This window comes from Pseudomonas sp. J452, assembly GCF_024666525.1.
Taxonomy (GTDB): Bacteria; Pseudomonadota; Gammaproteobacteria; order Pseudomonadales; family Pseudomonadaceae; genus Aquipseudomonas.
In genome coordinates, this window is the sequence record NZ_CP088294.1 from 4,117,047 (window position 1) to 4,140,005 (window position 22,959).

Annotated in this window: 19 protein-coding genes; 4 read left to right on the forward strand and 15 right to left on the reverse strand. The window is 63.7% G+C overall.

The features are described from left to right. Position 1 precedes the first annotated feature (1 nt). The 4 genes from LRS11_RS18680 to LRS11_RS18695 form a co-directional block, all read right to left on the reverse strand. A complete protein-coding gene (locus LRS11_RS18680; protein ID WP_260494352.1) occupies positions 2-1,081 on the reverse strand; it encodes a YCF48-related protein in 1,080 nt (359 codons plus the stop codon). A gap of 199 nt (positions 1,082-1,280) precedes the next feature. After that, positions 1,281-2,639 (reverse strand): DUF1329 domain-containing protein, encoded by a 1,359-nt coding sequence (locus LRS11_RS18685; RefSeq protein ID WP_260494353.1) that lies wholly within the window; start codon positions 2,637-2,639, stop codon positions 1,281-1,283. Between the two features lie 384 nt (positions 2,640-3,023). Then, a complete protein-coding gene (locus LRS11_RS18690; RefSeq protein WP_260494354.1) occupies positions 3,024-4,394 on the reverse strand; it encodes a DUF1329 domain-containing protein in 1,371 nt (456 codons plus the stop codon). Between the two features lie 61 nt (positions 4,395-4,455). After that, positions 4,456-6,384, reverse strand: a complete 1,929-nt coding sequence (locus LRS11_RS18695) for a DUF1302 domain-containing protein (protein WP_260494355.1) — start codon at positions 6,382-6,384, stop codon at positions 4,456-4,458. A gap of 61 nt (positions 6,385-6,445) precedes the next feature. Here LRS11_RS18695 and LRS11_RS18700 point away from each other — a divergent pair, with 61 nt between their 5' ends. After that, positions 6,446-6,679 carry a hypothetical protein gene (locus LRS11_RS18700; RefSeq protein WP_260494356.1) on the forward strand — a complete coding sequence of 78 codons (234 nt, stop codon included), beginning with the start codon at positions 6,446-6,448 and terminating at the stop codon, positions 6,677-6,679. Positions 6,680-6,823: 144 nt separating this feature from the next. Here LRS11_RS18700 and pepN read toward each other — a convergent pair whose 3' ends face one another. The 6 genes from pepN to LRS11_RS18730 are packed head-to-tail and all read right to left on the reverse strand — an operon-like array spanning position 6,824 to position 13,358. Then, positions 6,824-9,481, reverse strand: coding sequence for an aminopeptidase N (gene pepN, locus LRS11_RS18705; protein WP_260494357.1), 2,658 nt, complete (start codon positions 9,479-9,481; stop codon positions 6,824-6,826). A gap of 14 nt (positions 9,482-9,495) precedes the next feature. Continuing rightward, on the reverse strand, positions 9,496-10,326 hold the full coding sequence (locus tag LRS11_RS18710; protein WP_260496955.1) for a DUF2797 domain-containing protein: 831 nt from the start codon (positions 10,324-10,326) through the stop codon (positions 9,496-9,498). A gap of 11 nt (positions 10,327-10,337) precedes the next feature. Beyond that, positions 10,338-10,601: a YeaC family protein gene (locus LRS11_RS18715; RefSeq protein WP_260494358.1), complete on the reverse strand. Its 264-nt coding sequence runs from the start codon at positions 10,599-10,601 to the stop codon at positions 10,338-10,340. A gap of 40 nt (positions 10,602-10,641) precedes the next feature. After that, positions 10,642-11,502 (reverse strand): rhomboid family intramembrane serine protease, encoded by an 861-nt coding sequence (locus tag LRS11_RS18720; protein WP_260494359.1) that lies wholly within the window; start codon positions 11,500-11,502, stop codon positions 10,642-10,644. Further along, a complete protein-coding gene (locus LRS11_RS18725) occupies positions 11,499-12,470 on the reverse strand; it encodes a metallophosphoesterase (protein WP_260494360.1) in 972 nt (323 codons plus the stop codon). Before LRS11_RS18725 ends, LRS11_RS18720 begins: the two co-directional genes overlap by 4 nt. After that, complete coding sequence (locus tag LRS11_RS18730; RefSeq protein ID WP_260494361.1) at positions 12,471-13,358, reverse strand: NAD(+) kinase; 888 nt, start codon at positions 13,356-13,358, stop codon at positions 12,471-12,473. Between the two features lie 34 nt (positions 13,359-13,392). Between LRS11_RS18730 and LRS11_RS18735 the strand changes: the two genes are divergently transcribed. Then, the gene (locus LRS11_RS18735; RefSeq protein ID WP_260494362.1) at positions 13,393-14,391 is read left to right on the forward strand and encodes a DUF1853 family protein; all 999 of its coding nucleotides are present in this window, start codon (positions 13,393-13,395) and stop codon (positions 14,389-14,391) included. A gap of 108 nt (positions 14,392-14,499) precedes the next feature. On the opposite strand, the gene LRS11_RS18740 is transcribed toward LRS11_RS18735, so the two are convergent. The 5 genes from LRS11_RS18740 to LRS11_RS18760 form a co-directional block, all read right to left on the reverse strand. After that, positions 14,500-15,609 carry a cyclic nucleotide-binding domain-containing protein gene (locus LRS11_RS18740; RefSeq protein WP_260494363.1) on the reverse strand — a complete coding sequence of 370 codons (1,110 nt, stop codon included), beginning with the start codon at positions 15,607-15,609 and terminating at the stop codon, positions 14,500-14,502. A gap of 39 nt (positions 15,610-15,648) precedes the next feature. Then, complete coding sequence (locus LRS11_RS18745) at positions 15,649-16,593, reverse strand: 1-aminocyclopropane-1-carboxylate deaminase/D-cysteine desulfhydrase (protein WP_260494364.1); 945 nt, start codon at positions 16,591-16,593, stop codon at positions 15,649-15,651. Then, complete coding sequence (locus LRS11_RS18750) at positions 16,593-17,963, reverse strand: chromosome partitioning protein ParA (RefSeq protein WP_260494365.1); 1,371 nt, start codon at positions 17,961-17,963, stop codon at positions 16,593-16,595. Before LRS11_RS18750 ends, LRS11_RS18745 begins: the two co-directional genes overlap by 1 nt. A gap of 207 nt (positions 17,964-18,170) precedes the next feature. After that, entirely contained in the window at positions 18,171-18,602 is a 432-nt protein-coding gene (locus LRS11_RS18755; RefSeq protein ID WP_409519749.1) for a nuclear transport factor 2 family protein, read from the reverse strand. Positions 18,603-18,666: 64 nt separating this feature from the next. Beyond that, positions 18,667-20,700 (reverse strand): NADPH-dependent 2,4-dienoyl-CoA reductase, encoded by a 2,034-nt coding sequence (locus LRS11_RS18760; protein ID WP_260494366.1) that lies wholly within the window; start codon positions 20,698-20,700, stop codon positions 18,667-18,669. A 203-nt stretch (positions 20,701-20,903) separates the two neighbouring features. On the opposite strand from LRS11_RS18760, the gene LRS11_RS18765 reads away from it, so the two are divergent. Next, complete coding sequence (locus tag LRS11_RS18765; protein ID WP_260494367.1) at positions 20,904-21,824, forward strand: hydrolase; 921 nt, start codon at positions 20,904-20,906, stop codon at positions 21,822-21,824. Continuing rightward, complete coding sequence (locus tag LRS11_RS18770) at positions 21,821-22,858, forward strand: AraC family transcriptional regulator (protein ID WP_260494368.1); 1,038 nt, start codon at positions 21,821-21,823, stop codon at positions 22,856-22,858. Before LRS11_RS18765 ends, LRS11_RS18770 begins: the two co-directional genes overlap by 4 nt. The last annotated feature ends 101 nt before the right edge of the window (positions 22,859-22,959 follow it).

The following is a 22,959-nucleotide window of genomic DNA, read 5'->3' on the forward strand; positions in this document are numbered from 1 at the left end:
CTTATTGTTGTTGGCCCGCTGTGGCGCCATTCTCTGTCGCGAGCAGCGCGCCACCTTGACCGACGAGGACCAGGTTGCCTGCCGCATCATCCGTCACACCGGCCAGCGAGGCACGATCGGAACGGTTGACCACGGAGAAGCTGCGCCCGGCATCCGTGCTCTTCAGCACGCTGCCACCATGCCCAACGATGACCACGGAGCCATCCTTGAGCAGGCTGCTGCCAGCCAGACCGAATTCCAGCACGCCGGAGTCGGAGCGCAGCTGCAGGGCTTGCCAGGTATTACCGAAGTCGGCCGAGCGGAACAGATTGCCACGCAGGCCATAGACCAGCAGGGTGTTCGGGCTGGTCGTGCCTTGCGCGCCAAACAGCGAACCTTCATACGGGCCGGTCACGCGTTCCCAGGTCTGCCCCCAGTCGGCGGAGCGGAACATGCTGCCCTGCTCGCCCACCACGAACAGGCCGGCATCCTTGACGGCGGCAATGCCGTTCAGGTGATAGCCGTCTTCGTTGTCCAGGCGATCACTGACATCGTTCCAGGTCTTGCCGGCATCGCTGGTTTCCAGCAACGCACCATAGGCACCCACGGCATAGCCACGGTTCTCATCCTGGAACCAGATATCCAGCAACGGCGCTTCACGCTCGAGGTCTTCGTGCTGCAGGGTCCAGTTGGCACCACCGTCGGTGGTCGCGAGGATCTGCGCATCGTGACCGACGGCCCAGCCTTTCTTGTCATCGACAAAGAACACACCGGTGAGCATCTGCCGGGACGGCACACGGGCCTGCACCCAGTTGCGTCCGGAGTCGTCGGAAAACAGGATATGACCACGATCACCTACCGCCACCAGACGCTTGCCGGCATGGGCGATGTCCAGCAGCAGGCTGCTGACAGCCTTGGGCGATTCGATGGAGAACACCGCCGAAGCTTCCGCTGCGACGGCCTGCATAGGTGCGGTCAACGCCAGAGCGGAGACGACACCGAGCAAAGACAAAGCCTTTGCCAGCGGTGATAGAAGACGGTTGGAAACCTGAACGGAGTGCAGGTTGCCGGAGCGGGTGGGCCGCAGAGCGGGCTCACGCATAAAACTTCCCCCTTTATTCTTATAGGTGGGTGCATGCCTTATTGGCAGACCCCGCATGCTATACGGCTTTGGAAAAATCTGACAATCGGCGTGACGTTATGTTTTGTTAAGCGCCCTGCCCCGCGCCTCTGCGCAGTTCCGCAGCTTATATGACAAAGGCCGCTACAACTGTAGCGGCCTTTGTGCCTGCCGTGGATGTTCAACGCGTACCGAGGCGCCGCAGGGTTGCCACCGAGAAGTGACTGGCTTGCGGCGTGGGCTGACTGAAGTCACTGGTGCCGCGCTCTTCGTTATCCAGGTTCTGCACGTAATAGCGCCCGGATTGCAGATCATGGAACACATCCAGCGCCGACCAGGTGGTCGGCAACTCGTAGTAGTTCTTCAGATAGGCCAGCGAGACGCGCCACAGTTCGCCGCGACTGTCGTACTGGTCGACGGCGGCGGCCTGCCAGCTGTCCTCGTCGAGGTACAGAGTCCGCTTGCCATACACATGGCGGGCGCCCGCCTTCAGCTTGCCCTCGACCACCCAGACCCGGTGCAACTCGTAACGGGTGTACTGCGGATTGAGATGACCCGGCTTGATCAGCTGCTCGTACTTCACCTGTGGGCTGGACAGTCGGTAGTTGTTGTACGGAATGTAGATCTCGCGCTTGCCCAGCAACTGCCAGTCGTAACGATCCGGCGAGCCGTTGAACATATCCTTGTCGTCGGCGGTCATCAGGTTGTCGGCGGTGGTCAGCGGGGTGTCATACGCCACGTTCGGCGCCCGCCGCACGCGCCGCTGACCGGCGGCATAGGCCCAGGCCTGACGCGCCTGAGTGACCTGATCCAGGGTCTCATGCACCAGCAAAGCGCCACCGGCCAGACGCGCCGGCGCCTTGGTCTCTGCCATGTAATAGAACAGCAGATTGTCCAGATCGGCGACCGAGCCGTTCTGCAGGTAGTAATTGAACAACGCCTCCTGGCGCACGGTCACCAGGCCGTAGCTGCCGTTGCGCTGCACGCTGGCATCCGAGGACTGACGCACCGCATAGGTGCCGCGATAACGCGCGATATGGTTCCACAGCGCTTCGACGCCATTCTGGGCAATCGGAAAGGGAATGCCGCCGTAAGCGCCGGAGAAACCGTTGCCGTCCTTCAACAGGGTGGCTGCGCTGGCGTTCTTGCGCGTGTTGTCATACACCCACTGCGGCGCCGACGCAGTGCGGCGGCTCGGGTAGACCGGAATCTGGAAGCTGTCCGGATAAGCCTTGAACAGGGCGATCTGGCCCGCGGTCAGATTAGCCTTGTACTGTTCCAGATTGGCCTGGGTGATGGTGAACAGCGGCTTATCGTCCGCAAACGGATCGACATGGTGCTGCCCGGCGCCGGCGTAACTGGCCGGCGGCTGGGTAATGCCACCGTTCCAGGCGGGGATGGTGCCTGCGGCATTCGCTGCCTTCTCGCCACCCAGCGGCATCAAGCTGACCCCAAGCTTGTCCGCTTCCTGCGGCGACACGGCCGCCATGACATTCGACAGGCACACCAGCAGGCCCGCCGCGAAAATTCCTTTCAACATTCCGTTGCTCCCTTCGTTCAGGCCAGCTGAGCCAGCCGCTTCTACTCATCACCGCCAGGCTGCGGCGGAAAAACCCATGCGTTCCGGAAAACCTGCCGCGCTACAAGGCGCGCGCATGGTACAGGGCATGGTCGGTGATGACCCAGTGACAAGCTGGCAACCTGCCAGCTCGACCGCGGCGCAGTTAAGCAGATTGGCAGCGGCAAAAGCGCCGAGCAGCGCACGCGCAAAGGCAGCGACCAGAAGGTCCGAAACAGGCTGTTAGGTCAGGAGGAAAAATGTCGGCACGGTCACAGACCGTGCCGCAAAGGGCCACTCGAACGAGCGGCCGGAGTAGCACGTGGACGCGACGCAGGCCAGGCCTGCGCCGGAGGGCAGGAAAACTCAGCGGGTACCGCGGCGACGCAGGGCGGAAGGCGTGAACTGACTGTCCTCGGGGACTTTCTGGAAGAAATCGACGGTGCCCGGCTCCTCGCTATCGAGGTTCTGCACGTGGTAACGGCGCCCCTGCAGGTCGTGGTAGGCCTCCATCGCCGACCAGGTGGTGGGCAGGTCGTAGTAGTTCTTCAGGTAGGCGATCGACACGCGCCACAGCTCGTTGCGCCCGTCGTACTGGTCGACCACCGCGGCCTGCCAGCTGTCCTCGTCGAGGTACAGGGTGCGCTTGGAGTAGATGTGCCGCGCACCGGGCTTCAGCGTGCCCTCGACCACCCAGACCCGGTGCAGCTCGTTGCGCGTCAGTGCCGGATTGACGTGACCGACCTGCAGCAGGTCGCTGTACTTCACCTCCGGGCTGGAGATCTTGTAGTTGTTGTAGGGAATGTAGATTTCCTTCTTGCCCAGCAGCTTCCAGTCGTAGCGATCCGGCGCACCGTTGAACATGTCGGTGTCATCGGCGGTACGCAGCCCCTCGGAGGCGGCAATCGGCGTGTCGTAGGCCAGGTTCGGCGCACGCCGCACACGGCGCTGACCGGCGCTGTAGGCCCAGGCCTGGCGCTGTTCCTTGACCTGATCGAGGGTCTCGTGGACCAGCGCCGCACCACCGGCCAGGCGCGCCGGGCTCTTGGTGAAGGACAGGTAATAGAACAGGATGTTGTCCAGCTCGGCGTAGGCGCTTTTCGGGTCGTAGTAGCGGAACAACGCCTCCTGCTCGGACACCACCGGCGAATAGGCGCCATTGCGCTGCACCGCCACTTCCGCCGAGCGACGCACGATATAGCTGCCGCGATAGCGCACGATATGGTTCCACAGCGCCTCGACGCCGCTCTGCGGAATCGGGAAGGGAATGCCACCGTAGGCATCGGCGAAACCGTTGCCACCCTCGACCAGCTTGGCAGTGGCGGCATTCTTGATGCTGTTGTCGTACACCCACTGCGGCGCCGAGCCCGAGCGCCGGGTCGGGTAGATCGGCATCTGGAAGCTGTCCGGATAGTTGTTGAACAGGGCGATCTGCCCCGCCGTCAGCTGGTCCTTGTACTGCTCCAGATTGGCCTTGGTGATGGTGAACAGCGGCTTATCGTCCGGGAACGGATCGACATGGTGCTTGCCCTTGCCCGCGTACCCAGCCGGGGCCTGGGTGATGCCGCCGGTCCATGCGGGAATGGTGCCGGCGGCGTTGCCGGCCTTCTCTGCCCCGAAGGGGGTCAGGCTGGAACCCAGCTTGGCGATATCCTGCGGTGCGACTGCAGCCAGCGCACCGCCTGCGTACAGGGTCAGGGCCACCGCCGCGCCGATCAGCGAGCGTTTCTTCAACATTGCAATTCTCCGTTAGCGTGCCAACGGCCAGGCCTCTGGAGCCTGACCGCTGCGAAAGGGGTTAGAAGGAATACTTGACGTTGATCCCGACGTTGTCGCGATCACGGCCACTGTTGTTCTGCCCGCCGCCGTAGAACTCGGTGTACTGCAGCTCTGCTTCCAGGCTGTTGAGGTAACTGGCACTCATGCCGACCGTGTAGGCCATGGCCCCTTCGACGAAGTTGCCGGTCTGGTGCGAGTTGCCCTGGAAGTTGTTCTTGAACACGGCGAAAGGCGACAGGTTGACCCCGGCATAGACGTCGTTCCAGGTGCCGTACAGGGCCATGGTGTAGCCATAGGCATCACGGCTGATCTGATCCGCGTCGTCGTAACCGGACACGTAGGCACCATTGGGCCGCCCGGCGAAACCACGTTCGGAGCCGTCGTAGGCGGTGTAGCTCAGGCTACTGGCACGCACATGCTCGGAGGCCAGTTCGGCCACGCCGAACAGCGAGTCGAAACTCAGCCCCGCGCCAAAGTTGTAGATGGTGCCCAGCGAAGCGTTGTAAGCCTCGACCCGTTCGTAGTTATGGAAGATCGGGCTGCGGCACAACTGTTTACCGGAGATAGCCGCACAGGCCTGGTCACCCGATACGCCGCCATCGTAGATGTTGGTCTGGCCGAAGAAGCCCTGCCCCAGCAGGTCACCCAGCAGGTCGTTGGTGGCGCTCAGGCCAACCGGCAGATTGGGCCGGTAAGCCAGCTCGCCGAATACCGACGCCTCGCCGATGGTGGTGTTGAAGCTGAAGCCGTAGACGCGGACGTCTTCGACATACTCGCGGCGGGCGATGGCATTGCTGGCGGCGTCGAGGGTGGCGACCGCCGGGGCGAACGGCCCCTGCGCGGCACCCAGGGCAGCCATGTCGACGCCCTGATAGTCGCCCATGTCCACCGCAATCTGCGGCTCCTTGGCGTGGTAATTGATGTAGTAGAAGCCGAACTCGGTCAGGTTCAGCTCCTCGGCCACATAGCGCAGGGCGAAGCCGTACTGGCCGTCATTCTTGGCGTTGATGTCGCCGCCGACATTGGCCACTTTGAACGTATTGGTAGTGGAATTCAGATAAGCATTCGGCCCGAAGGGTCCGTTGCCCACCAGGCCGGAGGCGGTCTCTGCCTGGTAAGCGGCCATCACTGTGCTGACCAGCGGGTTGTCATACACGGTGTAGGCGGTACTGCCGCCCGCGGCGAACAGATCGGTCTCGGAGAAGTAGGTACCGACCGGGTCGATCGCACTCTCCTTCCAGTTCCACTGGTAGAAGGACTCCAGCGACAGGTTGTCGGTCAGGCCGATATTGAAGTTGAAGGCCTCGACCGGCACCAGCACTTCTTTCAGCTCTGCGCCCGGCAGGCGGAACTTGGCCGCATCCACCGGGTTGGTGGTGTTGATCCCGCCACGGTAGAAGATGCCCTCGCCCCAGTTGAACACCTGGCTGCCGACCTTGACGGTCAGCGGCATATCACCCACATCCCAGTTGCCATACACATAGGCATCGAGGATCTGCGCATCGCGCCCGGCCTTGTGCCGGGTCTCATCGGTGAAGTGGTTGTTGTTCGGGTAACCCTGGCTGGGCCGGTAGTCGTCGTTGTCGTTGCGCTTGTCCATGATCTGCGTGTCATAGAACGCCGTGCCACGCACGAACAGACCGTAGTTCTGGTAGTTGGCTTCCAGCTCGGAGGTGAGCTTGAACACCTCGGAAACCAGACCGGTATCGAAGTTGCGGTTACCGTCGTTGCCGTTGGTGTCGTCGTTGCTCTTGTCCTGACCCTGCACCCGGTACAGCTGGCCATAGGAAACCGTGGTGTCCAGCGAACCGCTGATTTCGTCGTCGGCGACGCTGAATTCCACTGCCTGCGCCGGCACTGCCAGTAGAAAAGGTAAGAGTCCCGCCAGGGCGAAACCCGCACTGGCAGGCGCCAGGCTCAGTGAAGATTTGCGCAAAGGCATATCCATCTTCGGCTCCAATGGTGTGTTGTTCTTGTTATGGGCAGATGACGCCTGCAGCTAGTGCGCGATGAACACGTCGCGTGCAGGCAAGCGGAGTAGCCAATACAAGATCGATACCAGAAGCGCCGAAACCATCGGTGTTTTTTCCAGGCATGGCGAAGGCTGCAGAAGACCCGAAAAAGCCGATCAAAAAATGATCGCCGCCAAAAAATCAGGCGGCTTTGTCCCGATTCGCCCGTGCACTTGGCGCAATCGAACCTTGAGTAATCGAGGGCTTTTTAAGGCGGAGGAAAGCCAGTAAAACCGGGCTTCAGAGGGGATAAAACTGATCAGGCGGAAAGGAAACAGAATGGCGTGTAGCGGTAACAGATAGCGCTACCAAGCAAGCGCTAGGTAACACTCTTTGCGACCCTTCCCTGCCGGCAGGAAAGGGCCGCAAACAGCATCAGGCGAGGCTCTTGCTGACCACCTCGAAGACATCGCTGGACAGCTCGCCGGAGGCCAGGATGCGCTCCAGTTCAGCCTTCATCAGTGCCTGGCGCGAGGCGTCGTACTTGCGCCAGCGCGTCAGCGGGCCCAACTGACGCGAGGCGATCTGCGGGTTCGAGGCATTCAGGCTGATCACCTGGTCGGCCAGGAAGCGATAACCGCTGCCGTCGGCCGCATGGAAGTTGATCAGGTTCTGCCCGGCGAAGGCGCCGATCAGCGCACGCACCTTGTTCGGGTTCTTCATGGTGAAGGCCGGGTGCTGCATCAGCGCCTGCACCCGCGCCAGGCCACCCGGCAAGGTGCTGGCGGCTTGCACGCTGAACCACTGATCCATGACCAGGGCGTTGTCCTTGAAGTGCTCGGCGAAACTCTGCAGCGCCGCGTCACGCTCGCTGGTGAACGACGAGTTGACCAGCACGGCCAGGGCGGCAAGGCGCTCGGTCATGTTGTCGCAGACTTCGAACTGCTCCAGGCAGGCCGCCAGCACCTCGGCCTTGCCGGTCAGCATCAGGTAGGACAACGCGATGTTCTGCAGGCTGCGCCGGGCGAAATGGGTCGACTCGGCGACATAGGCGGTGCTGCGCGACAGCTCGCGGTTGGCCTGGTAGCGCGCCCATAGCGGCGCGAACAGTGCGCTAGCCAGCTCGCTACGAGCGAATTCGCGGGCGGCGTGGATGGCGTCGACATCGGCCACTTCGCTGATTTCGGTGAGGTAGCCCTCGCCCGGCAGCGAGAGCATTTCGGCGACCATGGCCTGATCCAGGCTGGCGTTCTCCAGCACGCTGCGCAGCGCCGTGACCAGGCGCTGATCCAGCACCAGTGCCTCGCCACGCTGATGCTGGCCGATCAGCTCCTGCAGCACCTGCACGGCCAGCTGTTGGCCGGCTTCCCAACGATTAAACCCATCCGAATCGTGCTGCATAAGGAACATCAGCTGATCGCGGCTGTAGGGGAAGCTCAGCTTGACCGGCGCACTGAAGCCGCGCAGCAGCGACGGCAGCGGCTTGTCGGCCAGGTTTACGAAGGTGAAGGCCTGCTCGGCCTGGGTCACCTGCAGCACGCGACTGCTGCCTACCGGCTGGTCCTCGCCTACAAGCTGCAGCGGCAGCTCGCGGCCCTCGGCATCCAGCAGCGACAGCTCGACCGGGATAACGAACGGCAGCTTCTCGGCTTGCCCCGGCGTGGCCGGGCAGCTCTGGCGGAATTGCAGGCGGTAAGTGTTGGCCGCCGCGTCGTAGCTTTCGCTGACTTCCAGGCGCGGCGTGCCGGCCTGGGTGTACCAACGCTTGAACTGGCTCAGATCGACGCCACTGGCGTCTTCCATGGCCTGGACGAAATCATCGCAGGTCACCGCCTGGCCGTCGTGGCGCTCGAAATACAGGTCCGAACCCTTGCGGAAGGTCTCCGCGCCGAGCAGGGTGTGGATCATGCGCAGCACTTCGGAACCCTTCTCGTAGATGGTCAGGGTGTAGAAGTTGGAGATCTCCATGTACGCATCCGGGCGCACCGGGTGGGCCATCGGGCCGGCGTCCTCGGCGAACTGGTGGGTACGCAGGTAGGCCACGTCCTCGATGCGCTTGACCGTGCGCGAGTTCATGTCGGCGCTGAATTCGCTGTCGCGGAACACGGTGAAGCCTTCCTTGAGCGACAGCTGGAACCAGTCGCGGCAGGTCACGCGGTTGCCCGACCAGTTGTGGAAGTATTCGTGGGCCACCACCGCTTCCACGCGCTGGTGCGCGGCATCGGTAGCGGTCTCGGCACGGGCCAGCACGCAGCTGGAGTTGAAGATGTTGAGGCCCTTGTTCTCCATGGCGCCCATGTTGAAGTCGTTGACCGCGACGATCATGAAGATGTCCAGGTCGTACTCGCGGCCGTACACCTGCTCGTCCCACTTCATCGACTTCTTCAGGCTGTCCATGGCGTGCTGCACCTTGTCGATGTTCTCCGGTTCGACATAGATGCGCAGGGTGACTTCACGACTGCTCATGGTGGTGAAGCGGTCTTCCACGCACCAGAGGTCGCCGGCGACCAGGGCGAACAGGTAGGCCGGTTTCATGAACGGGTCTTCCCAGGTCGCCCAGTGGCGGCCATCGCCTTCGCTGCCGGTGGCGATCGGGTTGCCGTTGGACAGCAGTACCGGGTAGCTGTGCTGCTCGGCGCTGACGGTCGTGGTGAACTTGCTCATCACGTCCGGGCGGTCGAGGTAATAGGTGATCTTGCGGAAACCTTCGGCCTCGCACTGGGTGCAGAACATGCCACTGGACTTGTACAGACCTTCCAGCGCGGTGTTGCTTTCCGGGTGGATGCGCACGCTGCTGTCGATGACGAAGCGTTCCTGGGTCGGCTGCAGGGTCAGGTGGCTGTCGTCCAGCTGGTAGTCGGCGGCCGTCAGCTCACGGTCATCCAGGGCCAGGCTCAGCAGCTCCAGCTGCTGACCATCCAGCACCAGCGGCGGCAGGCCGGCGCCGCAAGCCGGGTTGCGGCGCATCACCAACTGGGCATGCACCAGGGTGTGATCCTCGTACAGCTCGAAGGTCAGATGGGTCTCGTCGATCAGGTAGTCGGGGGCCTGATAGTCCTTGAGGTAGATCATTTTCGGCTGTTCGGTACGCATCGGCTTGTGGCCTCTTATTCGGTGAGTACGGCGACCTGGTAGGCCGTGTATTTGCGCAGGTTGATCACGCCCGTGTCGAGAATCAGGTACTGGCCCTTGATGCCCTTGAGGATACCCTCGACCACCGGGGTCTTTTCCAGATCATGGCTGGCGACTTTGCTCGGATAAGCATCGACCGGATAGCGAATTTCCAGCACCTCGACATCGCTGACCGGCTGAATGGCCTGCAAGCCGAAGCGCTGCTGCAGCGCAGCGATGCCTTCGGCGCAGCTGCTCATCAGCTGCTCGCGCACGCCGGCGAGGTCGACGGGCTCGGCATCACCCTTGAGCAAGGCGCGCCAGTTGGTCTTGTCCGCTACCTGGCTGCGTAGCAGGTCTTCGACGAAGCCGGACTGCTGGCGAGTGGCCACGCGGAAGATCGGCAGCGCCTGGCTGGCGCCCTGGTCCAGCCAGCGCGTGGGAATCTGGCTGGCGCGGGTGATGCCGACCTTGATCCCCGAGGAGTTGGCCAGGTACACCACATGGTCGGTCATGCAGAACTGCTCGCCCCACTGCGGCTCGCGACAGGTGCCGGCGTCGTAGTGGCAGCGCTCGGGGCTCATGATGCAGCTGTCGCACTGCGCCAGCTTGGTGAAGCACGGATAGCAGTAGCCCTGGGCGAAGCTCTTCTTGGTCTTGCGCCCGCAGTGGCTGCAATGGATCGCGCCGAGAAACTCCAGGCGGATGCGCTTGCCCAGCAGCGGATTGACCGGCACTTCCTGCTCATCCAGGCGGAAGGCGTACTGCGCCGTCTCGCCCAGGCGTATGGTCATCTTGCTCAGTGCGCCGCGGCCCAACTCGTTCATGGTCTGGGTCATCAGTGCAGGGTGTCGCTGGACTTGAACAACAGGTTCGGGATCGGTTCGGCATGCGACTGGCATTCCTGCGGGCCCATGTAGCCGGTGCGCTGCTCTTCGGGCAGGTTCTGCACTTCCCAGGCGATCATCGCCTGCAGCGACAGCTCCTTCTGTTCCTGGGTCAGCTTGCGGCCGTCCGGCCATTTGCCGATTTCCACCGCCAGTTTGAGGCTCTGGTAGATATCGGGGGTGATGTTTTCAATCATTTCGGCAAACGAGGACATCGCAAACTCCAACAGCAGGAGGCTAGAACAGGCAGGCAGTTTACCGACGCACGCGCGCCAGTGCACCGCCCAACAGGCCGGTGGCGCAGCCGGCGAGCAGGCCACCAACATGGGCGGCGTTGGCGATGGCGCCAAAACCGAGCAGGTCGACAGCGCCGCTCAGGCACACCAGCAGCCAGATCAGCATCATCACCAGCACACCGCGCGGCAATTGATAGGCGGCACTCGGCGCCAGCAGCTGGAAGATCCAGCAGTAGCCGAGCAAGCCGTAGAGCACGCCGGAAAGACCGCCAAACCTACCGGAACCTTCAAACCAGAATTGGGCCAAGTTGGATAGCAGACCAAATAGCAACGTAAGACCGAGCAGTCCCAAACGCCCTTGACGGTATTCGATACGCCTACCCAGCTCCCAGTACCACAATCCATTCATGGCAAGATGCAGCCAGTTCAAATGCAGCAACATGGGGCTAAACAAACGCCACCATTCACCTGCCTTAAGACTGTCGAGCCAGGGCACGAAATAGGCGTATTCGCCATGCACCTGATAGTCCACGAATGTGATCCAGTGAGTGACGGCATGGTTGTCACCAAACTGACTCAACAAGGTCACCACAAGAGTCAGGAGCAGCACCAGCGCGGTCATCCAGCTGACCCGCAGCTGCAAGAAAAAGCCCCGCTGCGTCGGTTGCTCGGGGATCGGAACATCATCCTCCGCGGCGCCCTGCGGATAGCTCAGGTACAGCGCACGCACCTGCTCGGCAAAGGACTCGGCCGGCACCCAAAGCACCTGGGTATCGCGCTCCTCGCTAACCCGGTGCGGTACCTGCAGGCGGCGCAGCAGGGCGACGAAGCCGCTGAGGTCTTCCTGCAACGGCAGGCGCAGCGCCTCCACCGGGCTCATCGTGGCGCCTCCGGTGGCTCGACCTCGACCCAGACGAACTTGTGCGGGTCGATCTGGGTTTCCTGATCCAGGCGGTAAGCCACCAGCTTGCCGGCCATCACCGCGCTGTAGTCCAGGCAGGCCAGGTTGGGGCGGATCGGCGCCGGCAGGCCACGCCGCCAGTAGTGGCCGACAAACAGCATCGGCTGATCCAGGCCGTATTGCAGCAGGCGGTTGCGATCATCCGGCGACAGCGGTGTGCGCGCTACCTCATCGGGCAGGGCATCGGGCTGGAACACCACATCGCCATAGGTTTGCGGGTTGTCTTCCCAGAATTTGGTACGGAAGAAGGCGCGGGTAAAACCTTCCTCGCTGGTCAGGGTCAGGCCCTGCGGCAGACGCATGTCGGTGCCGCGCAGCAGGCGTTCGAAGACCCGGTTGGCGAAGCTGCCGGGCACGCCCGAGGCCTTGACGAAGGCCTCGTCGATGCGGCCATCGCTATGTTCGGCGCGCAGGGCAGCAATCAGCCCGGCATCCCAGCAGGCGTGCACCATACGGAAACGTCCGGCATCGAGAAACAGCGGCAGCTGGTAGAACCAGCCGAGAAAATCCTGCCAGTCAGCCGGGTGGCCCTCGAACTGCAGCAGGGTCTGCTCCAGCAGGCGCTCGTGGCGCGGCGTGTGCTCACGGACGAACTGCTTGCCGCTACCTTCCAGCGCCGGGGTACACCAGCCCAGGGCGTTGTATTCGTGGTTGCCCATGATGCACAGCGCCTGGCCAGCGGCGACCATGTCGTGGACCAGGTGCAGGGTCTCGCGGATGCGCGGGCCACGGTCGATCAGGTCGCCAAGGAACAGCGCCATGCGCTGCGGATGACGCCAGACGCCAGCATGCCGCTGGTAGCCCAGCTGTTCGAGCAGGCGCGCCAGGCTATGGGCACAACCGTGCACATCGCCAATCAGGTCATAGCCGCGCGCGGGGTCGAGCATCTAGTCGTTGCCCCCCAGCCGGCTGCCCCAGCCCAGCTTGGTGCGGCAAGCCTCGTAGTAGTTATGGTCGAGCGGGTGGATCAGGCGCAGCTTGTGCGGCTTCTTGGCCACCGTGATGGTGTCGCCGGGGGCGCAGGTGAAGTGGTTCTGCCCATCGCAGGAAACCAGCGGGTAGATCGGCAGGTCATCCGCCACCACGACCTTCAACTCGCTGTTGCCATCGACCACGATCGGCCGGCTGGACAGGGTGTGCGGGTACATCGGCACGATGACCATGGCATCCAGCTTGGGGTGCATGATCGGCCCGCCGGCGGACAGCGAATAAGCGGTAGAGCCGGTCGGCGTGGCGATGATCAGGCCGTCGGCCTTCTGGCTGCAGACGAACTGGCCGTCGATATACAGCTCGAACTCGATCATCTTGGTCGACTTGCCCGGGTGCAGCACCACGTCGTTGAGCGCATCGCCCTGGCCGATGGCTTCGCCGTGGCGGCGTACCTCGGCTTCCAGAAGGAAGCGGCTCTCCTCGAGGAAATTGCCCTCAAGCACCTCGGCGACCTTCACTTCCAGCTCGTCCGGGCGGATATCGGTGAGAAAGCCCAGGCTGCCACGGTTGATGCCGAGCACCGGAATCTTGTGCCGGGCCAGGGCGCGGGCGGCGCCGAGCATACTGCCATCGCCACCGACCACGATGACCAGGTCGCAGACCTCGCCGAGGATCTTCCGCGAGCTGGTCTGCAGGCCGTGGCCCGGCAGCACTTCAGCGATGGTGTCTTCGAGAATCACATGCAGGTGACGCTCGATGAGGAATTTTTTCAGGCGGCGAATGGTATCCAGCACCTGCGCGCTACCCAGACGACCGATGATGCCGATATTGCGAAATTGCTCCATGGGGCGCTCTGCAACGGGAGGAATTGCCCGGATTATGGGCGAAAGGCCGGCACAGCGGCAAACCGGCCTCGGCTATGCTCGGCAAATGCACAGCCAACCCCACCTCGACGAGCTGCTCGACCAACTACGCCAACCCCAGGTACGCGACCTGGCCTGGGCCCTGCTCGCCCCGCCGTTGCTGCAGGACAGCGCCGCCTTGCCGCTGCGCCATCCGCTGACGGCCAGCCGCTGGCTGCGCGAGCCGCAGCGACTCAGTGACTGGCTGCAGGGCCTGGAACGCGACAGTCATGCCCTGCAACAGTTTCTCGCCAGCGGTTCCAGTCGCCTTGGCCGTTATTACGAGCGTCTCTGGCAATTCGCCCTACAGGCGGCGCCGGATGTGCAGGTGCTGGCGGCTAATCTGCCCATCCGCACCCAGGGCCGCACCCTCGGCGAACTGGACCTGCTGCTGCGTGATGCTGACGGTGTTCACCATCTGGAACTGGCAATCAAGCTCTACCTCGGCCCACGCCGCCATCCCGGCACCGATGCCGGGCACTGGCTGGGCCCGGCCAGCGACGACCGCCTGGGCCTCAAACTGCAGCACATGGCCGCGCACCAGTTGCCGCTATCGGCCACGCCGCAGGCGCGCAGCGCATTGGCCGGCATCTGCGAGCAACCTGCGCAGCCAGGCATGTGGCTAAGCGGCTACCTGTTCTATCCCCAGGCAACACCCTGCCATGCGCCAACCGGCGCCAATCCGCAGCACCTGCGCGGACGCTGGCTGCACCGGCGCGAGTGGGCGGACTTCACCGCGCAGGATCAAGAGGCGCACTGGCAGGTCTTGCCGCGCCAGGCCTGGTTGGCGCCGGCGCGCCTGGCCACAGATCAGCTCTGCTCATCCGAGCAACAGCGCAGTTGGCTGGAGAGCCTGGCGCCAACGGCAGCGGCGCAACTGCTGGTGCGCCTGCAGGCAGGTGCGGAGGGTGACTGGCACGAAGCCGAGCGGGTCTTTCTGGTCAGAGATGACTGGCCGAAGCCAGCCTCCCCGTAGGAGCGAGCTCTGCTCGCGAAGCAAGCCACGTCGCGGCCCTTCGCGAGCAGAGCTCGCTCATACGGGAAAACGCATCCCACGATAAGCGCCCGCCAAGGCGGGCACGCTTCAGTGACTGCGTTCGGTGCGTCCGCCGGAGCGGGCCAGGTAGCCGGGGCCGTTTTCGCAGAGCAGGGCATCACGCTGGATCGGCGGCAACGCATCCAGGCCATCGCGCAGGGCGTAGGCGCTGAAGCCCAGCTGGGAGAGGAGGAACACCGCACTGGCGCTGCGCTTGCCGCTGTCGCAGTAACACAGGTAGGTCTTGCCCTTGTCCAGCAGACGCGTCTTCAGGCGCAGCAGCTGCAACGGCATGTTCAGGGAGTGCTGGGCATGGGAGCGTTCGTACTCGTCCTGCAAACGCACATCCAGCCACTGCGCGCCATTACCCAGCAGACGCGCCGCCTCACCGAAGGAGACTTCGTCGACCACCGGCGCCTTGAGTAGGGAAAAGAAATCCTGGCGATCCAGACGCAGCACCACCCCGGCTTCGATCATGGTGACACTGGCATTGCGGGGCTGATCGGAAAGCAGCGCCTCCTCGCCAAAACAGGCCCCAATCTCCAGTTCGGCCAGTACCTGGCGCGCGCTGTCGGCACCGCGAATCACCTCGGCACGGCCACTCTTGAGGAAATAGCAGCAATCGCCACTCTCGCCCTCGACCAGCACACGACTGTCGGCCGGCAGATCGATCGGGTGCAGGCGTTCGAGCATGGCGCGCACGTTGGCCGGCGGCACCTTGGTGAACAACGGGTTTTCCAGCAGCCGCTCCAGCCATTCGGTGTCTTCACCGTTACCCGCCAGTTCCAGCAGCAGGTCCTGGTAGGCCAGACGCCAGGTCAGCAAGCGCCCGAGGGTCGCGCTATCCAGTGCCAGCACGCTGGCATCGCTGAGCGCACGCGCCTCATGCAGGCGCGGCAGGCTCGGTGAAAGCGGGTGACAGCTGGCTGCAGTGCCGGCCTGCAGGCGCTCTTCCTGGCCATCGGCGCCGCACAACAGCAGCTCGCCGGACAGCAGGTAGTAGGTGGTGCGGGCCTGGTCGCCCTGGCGAAACAGCAACTGCCCGGCCAGCAGGTGCTGCGGCACCAACTGGCTACGCAACTCCCGCCATTGCTGTTCGGACAGCACATTGAGCGGGGTGAAACTGCGCAACTGTTCGGGATTCAGGGGCTCACTCATCAGAACCTATCCTTTGATTATTCTTGCCGGCATCACTGCTCATGGCACAGCCAATTCCTGCATGCGACCCGCGTGAGCCCTGCGCCCCTGCAAACCACCGGTGTGCAGAAACAACAGGCGCGCGCCTCGCGCAAAGTAACCGGCCTCAACCTCGCTGCGCAATGCCAGCAATGCCTTGGCGGTATAGACCGGCTCCAGCGGCACGCCAGATTCGGCTTGCGCCTCGTCGATGAATATCGCCAAGTCGGCGTCCACACGGGCGAAACCGCCGCGACTGGCATCCAGCAGACGATAACCGCCAGCCGCCTGCCCGGCCTCAGCCAGCAGGCTGGCCACTGTATTTTCCACCCCCTGCCCCGGCGGCACGGCCAGCGCTCCATACACGGGATGCCGCCCCGCCTCAGCCAGCACCAGTCCGGCCAGGGTCGTCCCGGTACCGGCCGCCAACCACCAGCCCTGATAATCGTTCCAGCCCAGTTGCGCCAGCTGCGTTTGTGCCATCTCGACTATCGCGGCGCAGGCCCGCGCTGCCGGCAACCCGGCGCCACCTTCCGCCACGGGATACAGGTGTGGATAGCGAGCCAGCCAGGGCTCCCAAAAGCCCGCCTGATGGCGCGCGCGATAACCACCGTAACCCAGCCAGTGCAGGTGCATGCCCATGGCCTGCAAATCATCAGTGGTCGGGGTGTCCTGGGGCTCGCCACGCAGCAAGCCTACTGTCGGAAAAGCGAAGCGCTGCCCAGCCGCCGCCAGCGCATGCAAATGATTGGAGTGGGCGCCGCCCAGGCTGATCAGCCCATCGGCCCCGGCTGCTTCGGCAGCCGCCAGATGCGGGAGTAACTTGAACCACTTGTTGCCAGAAACCAGAGGGTCGAGCAGATCGAGACGCAGCACCGCCACCTCGACACCCGCAGTCACCAGCCAGCCCAGCGACAACCGCTGCAGGGGCGCACTCGGCGCCCAGTGCGGAACGCGCAGCGTCACTAGCTGACGGTACGCAAGCGGCTACCCGCCTTGTGCCGGGCGCAGCAGTTGGAATCGCCGATGACGAAGCGGCTGGGGGTTTCCACCCGGTCGATCGGCATCGCGCAGCGATCACCGGAGGGCAAGGTCGCCTCGCAGGTGGGCTGCTGGTAATGACTCAGCCACTGCCGATACTGCGCCTCGGAGACAAAGCACTTGGCCGCGGCATAGCTCATCGGGTTGTCCTGGTAACGGGCAATATCCTGCAGCGGGATGGTCAGGTGCCCGGCGCCCGGGTGATAGACCACGAACACCACACCGAGCTTGGAAAGGCGCTCGAGAATCTGCCCGCCGCCCTGGCTGGCGAACTCGTCGCGCTCGCGCTTGAGGCGCTCCAGTTCCTGTTGCAGCTGGGTGTCCTGCTCAGTGCGATAGGCCAGTTCGACATCACGAATGGCCACCTGCTCTTTATATTCGGCCACCGACGCCGCCACCTTGGCCTGCAACTCACTCTCGAACTGCGAGCGCAGGATATCCACTTCGGTTCGCCCGTGACGCTCCAGGGCACGCAGCTGCTGGGTCATTTCCTCGCGGCTTTTCTGCAGTGTCGCACCCTGCCCGTTCAGCTGCTCTTTCAGGCTGGCGTTCAACTCTTCCTGCTGACGCAGGGCCTGGTGCAGGTTGTGCACTTCGGTCTGCAGGCTGCGCAGACGCTCTTCGCCGGCCAGCTTGAGGCGGGCCACTTCTTCTTCGTACTGTTTGCCCAGGGTGGTGATGCGCAGCCGCTGCTGCTTGATCAGCTGGGCAGTCTTCAGGCGGTGCTCCTGATCCTTCTGCTCGACCTGTTGTTGCGCCGCCTCACGCACGGCATCAGGCGCCTGCCACTTGTCCTCGGCCACCATCTGCAGGCGCTCGGGCGATACCATCGCGGCGGAATCATCCTCCACCAGCAGGCCCAGGGCGTTGCGCTTGACCGCATCACGCAGCAGCACCAGATCATTCTTGCCCGGCGCCAGGCTCGGATCCCACAGGTGCATCTGGTGCCAAGACACCGGGCACTGGCTGCGACAGGCCAGGCGGATCGGACCGGCGCCCAGGTCGGGGCCGCGCCCGGCGTTGTCGGCCAGATGACGCAACGGCAGGTTCCAGCCCGTATCGGCAGCGCCTTTTTCGTCGAAATCCAGGTAGAAGAACACCACGGAGCGGATCAGCAGGCGCGGGTTAATCAGCAGGTAGGCCATGCGTACCTGCTCGTCGGCGAACTCCGGCATGTTGACCACGCCGTCGAGCAATGCCTCGAACTCGGGAAAGAACATTTCCTTGCAGATACCGCGTTGTTCATTGAAGAACATCACGGCTTCGACCATCTGCGGTTTGTTCTGCATGCTCATGACTTTCCTCGCGACACCTGGCTGACACGTGCTGTCTTGCGAGCCATCTTCCTGGGCACGCGAAACCGGTAAAACAGGCATCACTCCCTGCCTCAGGCAAGTCTAGGGGAAAATGCAAAGCGGGCAATGTGACTGGGTTGGCAGTCACCTGCCGCCAGCCGCAGATGCGCCGGTGGCAGGATCAAACTGTGATGGGGTTTTGCCCAATCAGGCCGGTTTGGCCGCCAGGAAAGGGGCCAGACGCCTGCCCATCTCCTCACCGAGGACCTGCAGGCCGCTCATCGGCCGAATCATCACCTCGAACTCGACAATCTTGCCGGCCTCGTCGAAGCGGATCATGTCGATGCCCTTGAGCTCGCGCTCACCGACCTTGGCGCTGAATTCCAGCACCACGTTGAGGCCATCTTCACTGGCCAGTTCGCGGTGGTAGACGAAGTCGACGAACACCTTGCTCACGGTATTGAGAATCAGCGAGACCATGGGCGCGCCGGCATAGGGCTTGTGCGCCATGGGCGAGCGGAATACCGCTTGCGGGTGCAGCAGAGCTGGCAGCTGACTGAGGTCATTGCGCTGCATCAGGCCATGCCACTGCGCGAGGGTGGTGGCGGCTGCCGGTTGTAGTTGAACGTTATCAGACACGGGCTTCTCCTTGTTGTTGTCAGCCAGATGCAAAACGCCCCGCACTAGGCGGGGCGTTTATCGGTCAGAGTTCGGCGGCGAGGCGCGAGCCCTGGTTGATCGCACGCTTGGCGTCCAGTTCGCTGGCGACATCGGCGCCACCGATCAGGTGCACGTTCTGCCCGGCGGCCACCAGGCCATCCTGCAGCTCGCGCAGCGGGTCCTGGCCGGCGCAGACGATCACGGTATCCACCGGCAGCACCTGCGGCTCGCCTTCAGCGATACGGATGTGCAGGCCGGCGTCGTCGACCTTGAGGTACTCGACCGAGTTGAGCATCTGCACATTCTTGTTCTTCAGGCCGGTGCGGTGGATCCAGCCGGTGGTCTTGCCCAGGCCGTCGCCGACCTTGGATTTCTTGCGCTGCAGCAGGAACACTTCACGCGCAGCCGGGTGCGGATGAGCCTGCACGCCCGCCACGCCGCCGCGGGCTTCCAGCGCGGTGTCGATACCCCACTCCTTCCAGAACTCCTCGCGGTTGAGGCTGGTGGCCTCGCCCTGGTGGGTGATGAACTCGGAGACGTCGAAGCCAATGCCGCCGGCGCCGATCACCGCAACCTTCTGGCCGACCGGTTTGCGCTGCAGGATGGCGTCCAGGTAGCTGATCACCTTGGCGTGCTCGATACCCGGAATGGCCGGGGTGCGCGGGGCGATACCGGTGGCCAGGATGACCTCGTCAAAGCCGCCCTTGGCCAGATCATCGGCCGACACGCGGGTATTCAGGCGCAGATCGACGCCGGTGGTTTCCAGCTTGCGCTTGAAGTAGCGCAGGGTCTCGAAGAACTCTTCCTTGCCCGGCACGCGCTTGGCCACGTTGAACTGGCCACCGATTTCGCTGGAGGAATCGAACAGGGTCACGCTGTGGCCCCGCTCGGCCGCCACGGTGGCAGCGGACAGCCCGGCCGGGCCGGCACCGACCACGGCGATCTTCTTCACGGTAGTGGTCGGAATGTAGTTCAGCTCGGTTTCGTGGCAGGCACGCGGGTTGACCAGGCAGCTGGTCAGCTTGCCGCCGAAGGTGTGGTCCAGGCAGGCCTGGTTGCAGCCGATGCAGGTGTTGATTTCGTCGGCGCGGCCGGCGGCGGCCTTGTTGACGAAATCCGGGTCGGCGAGGAAGGGGCGCGCCATGGACACCATGTCGGCGTCGCCTTCGGCCAGTACCTGCTCGGCGACTTCCGGGGTGTTGATGCGGTTGGTGGTGATCAGCGGGATGCTGACTTCGCCCTTGAGCTTGGCGGTGACCTTGGTGAACGCGGCGCGCGGCACCTTGGTGGCGATGGTCGGGATACGTGCTTCGTGCCAGCCGATACCGGTGTTGATGATGGTCGCGCCGGCCTTCTCGATGGCCTTGGCCAGCAGGACGATCTCGTCCCAGGTGCTGCCGCCTTCGACCAGGTCGAGCATCGACAGGCGGTAGATGATGATGAAGTTCGGGCCCACGGCCTCACGCACGCGGCGGACGATTTCCACTGCCAAGCGCATGCGGTTCTCGTAGCTGCCGCCCCAGCGGTCGGTGCGGTGGTTGGTGTGGGCGGCGAGGAACTGGTTAATGAAATAACCTTCCGAACCCATGATCTCGACGCCGTCGTACTCGGCCTGCTGGGCCAGCACGGAGCAATTGATGAAGTCCTGGATCTGCTTCTCGATGCCTTCCTCGTCCAGCTCTTTCGGCTTGAACGGGTTGATCGGCGCCTGGATCGCACTCGGCGCTACCGATTTCGGGCTGTAGGCATAACGGCCGGCATGCAGGATCTGCATGCAGATCTTGCCATCGGCCTCGTGCACGGCACGGGTGACGATCTTGTGCTTCTCGGCTTCTTCGACTGTGGTCAGCTTGGCCGCGCCGGAATACACGCCGCCCTCATCGTTCGGCCCGATACCGCCGGTGACCATCAGGCCGACGCCGCCACGGGCGCGCTCGGCGAAGTAGGCCGCCATGCGCTCGAAGCCACCCGGTTTCTCTTCCAGGCCGGTGTGCATGGAGCCCATCAGGGTGCGGTTCTTCAGGGTGGTGAAGCCGAGGTCGAGGGGGGCCAGCAGGTGCGGGTACTGAGCGGACATGGGTATCTCCAGAACAAGCATGCAATTCACGGGATGCCGCGATCTCAACAGGACCGCGATCAGTTATGGGGCAGACGATAAAGAGCAGCCACGCGCCGCTCAATGATCGAAACTAACAACTTATTGATCAAAGCTAGCAGCCCGACTTGGCTTTGTCGGCTCGCTCCCCTACCCTGATCGACGAATCCCTCACCAGCATAGCCATGCGTACCCAGCTCTCCCTGCTCCTCGTCGCCCTCCTGCTCGGCCTCGCCGGCAGCTACCTGTTCTGGCTGCGCGACGCGCCACCCGGCCACTACCTCACCGATCTGCGCACCGATATCGCAGAGCTGGGCGGGCCTGCGGACTGGCACGGCAACCTCCTGACCCTCAACCCCGCCCTGTACCCCAGCGACTACAGCAGCCCGCAACAGCTCAGCCGCAAGCTCGACAGCATCCTGCTACAGGCACGCGACAACGCCCTGCTGACGCCGGAGACGGTGGTGATCCTGCCCGCCCAGATCGGCACCTGGCTGTTGCTCAGCCACGAAAAACCGCAGGTCTACAGCGCCCGCAGCCTCGACGAGGTGAAACTGCAACTGGCGCTGAACAATCCGCTCAGCCTGCTGCGCACCTGGCTGTTCACCGATGGCGCCTCCTGGAACGAACTGCTGCTGCGCATGAAGGCGCAACAGGCGGCCGACGACTACCTCAAGGTCTTCGCCCACCTGGCGCGCAAGCACGCCGTGACCCTGCATGCCGGCAGCATCACCCTACCCTCACCGCAACTGCTCGATGGCCGCATCGTCACCGGCTATGGCGAGTTGCAGGCGTTCGGTCTGACCTTCGCCAGCGATGGCAGCATCCTCGGCCCGCCACGCAGCCAGAGCCTGCTGGCCAGCAGCGTTGCACCCCAGCTCATCGAGCAGACCCTGGGCGAGGATCTGCTCAGCACCCAGGGCAATGGCGGCAATGGCCCGCCGCTCGAAATCGTCACCTTGCGGCGTAACCAGAGTATTGCGACCAGCGTGACATTCCTGCGCGGCCGGCTCTGGCCGGTGCAAACCGATCAGCTCAACCTGCGGCTCACAGCAACGATGTCTGACAGCCCCAGCCAGCTGCAGAATTTCTGGATCACCCCATGAAAAGCCAGCGCGTGCGCCTGGGCGACCTGTCTGTGGGTTTCATTCACGGCCTGATCGCCGCCGTGCGCGAAGCCGGCCAGGACCCCGCCCCCCTGCTCGCCCAGTTCGGCCTGGATGCCGCACGCCTGGCCGAACCCCAGGGGCGCCTGTCGATTCCGCGCTACATGCGCTTGGGCCACGCCGCCATGCAGCTATGCAACGACCCGGCCCTGGGCCTGGCCATGGGCCGCCTGAGCCATCTCGGCCAGCTCGGCCTGGCCGGTGTCACCGCTGCCCAGGCACCGACCCTGCGCGAAGCAGCACGCACCCTGACCCGCTTCGAACCACTTTATGCGCACAACTACCGTGGCCAATCGAGCTTCCACGAAGACAATAAGGGCGCCTGGCTGCGCTTCTATTCGATCAGCCCGTACAACGCCTACAACCGCTTCGTGGTCGACTCGGTGCTGGCAGGCTGGCACAGCCACCTGAGCCAACTGGCCGGCGTGGCGTTGAAGGTGGAAAAGGTCGAGATCGAATTCGCCGCACCCAGCTATGCCGAACGCTACAGCGAGGCCTTCGGCTGCCCGGTGGAATTCTCCGCCAGCGCTAACCAGCTGCGCCTTGGCTTGCCGACCCTGGCCCTGCGCGGCCAGGCGCACTGCCCGAGCACCTGGCAGCAACTGCTGGCACTGGGCGAACGCGAACTGGAACAGCTGACCCGCACGCGCAGCCTGCGCGAGCGCATCACGCGCCTGCTAGGACCATTGCTGCATGGCCGGGAACCGGATCTGGAGGAAGTGGCGGCACGCCTGCAACTGCCGGTGTGGACACTGCGGCGCAAGCTGGCGGAAGAAGGAACGCAATACCGGGCGATTCTCAACGATACCCGGCGCGATCTGGCGATGGCTTACATCAGGGACACCGAACTGGCGTTCGGCGAAATTGCCTATCTGCTCGGCTTTGCCTCGGCAGAGGCTTTTCAGCGGGCCTTCAAGCGCTGGAGCGGGCAGACTCCGGGGGAGTTCCGCCGCCACCAGCGCCTACAGCCCTGAAAGCATTCACAGCTCGGTGGCGTCTTCGGCGGGTTCTGCCGGATCGCGCTCATCGGCGTGGCAGTCGAGCAGTTCTTCTACGTAATCATCCATTGGGCTTT